This window comes from Streptomyces violens (assembly GCF_000717745.1).
Classification (GTDB): Bacteria; Actinomycetota; Actinomycetes; order Streptomycetales; family Streptomycetaceae; genus Streptomyces; species Streptomyces violens.
The window spans coordinates 1-974 of record NZ_JOBH01000042.1; the positions used below are offsets into that span (position 1 = coordinate 1).

Genomic DNA, 974 nt, shown 5'->3' on the forward strand with positions numbered 1-974 from the left:
CCGGCGTCCAGGCGCACGCCGGGGCCGGCGGGGGCCTCGAACTTGGTGACGGTGCCGGGCGCGGGCAGGAAGTTGCGGCCGGGGTCCTCGCCGTTGATGCGGAACTCGAAGGAGTGCCCGCGCACGACCGGGTCGTCGTAGCCGAGCTCCTCGCCGTCGGCGATGCGGAACATCTCGCGGACCAGGTCCAGGCCGGTGACCTCCTCGGTGACCGGGTGCTCCACCTGCAGGCGGGTGTTGACCTCCAGGAAGGAGATGGTGCCGTCCTGGCCGACCAGGAACTCACACGTTGCCGGCGCCCTCGTAGCCGGCTTCCTTCAGGATGGCCTTGGAGGCGCGGTAGAGCTCGGCGTTCTGCTCCTCGGAAAGGAACGGCGCCGGCGCCTCTTCCACCAGCTTCTGGTGGCGGCGCTGCAGCGAGCAGTCCCGGGTGGAGACCACGACGACGTTGCCGTGCTTGTCGGCCAGGCACTGGGTTTCCACGTGCCGGGGGCGGTCCAGGTAGCGCTCCACGAAGCACTCGCCGCGGCCGAAGGCGGCGACGGCCTCGCGGACGGCGGAGTCGTACAGCTCGGGGACCTCTGGCGCCGGCGCGCTGGGCGATGTGCCTCGCTGCGACCTTGTCGCCCAGGTCGCGGATGGCCTGCGGGGGCGGGCCGATCCAGATCAGTCCGGCGTCCAGCACCGCCTGGGCGAATTCGGCGTTCTCGGAGAGGAAGCCGTAGCCGGGGTGGATGGCGTCCGCGCCCGAATCGGCCGCGGCCTGGAGGACTTTGGCGATGTCCAGGTAGCTGGTGGCAGGAGTGTCACCGCCCAGGGCGTATGCCTCGTCCGCCGCACGGACGTGCAGAGCGTCCCGGTCCGGGTCGGCGTAGACCGCTACGCTCCCGATCCCGGCGTCCCGGCATGCCCGGGCCACGCGGACAGCGATTTCGCCACGGTTGGCGATGAGCACCTTGCGCACGATGGCTCCC

General features: G+C 71.4%; 1 pseudogene. It reads right to left on the reverse strand.

Annotated elements, in window-relative coordinates:
- Window positions 1–964, reverse strand: a pseudogene (locus IF04_RS36350) (acetyl-CoA carboxylase biotin carboxylase subunit); the annotation flags it as partial.
- Between the last annotated feature and the right edge of the window lie 10 nt (window positions 965–974).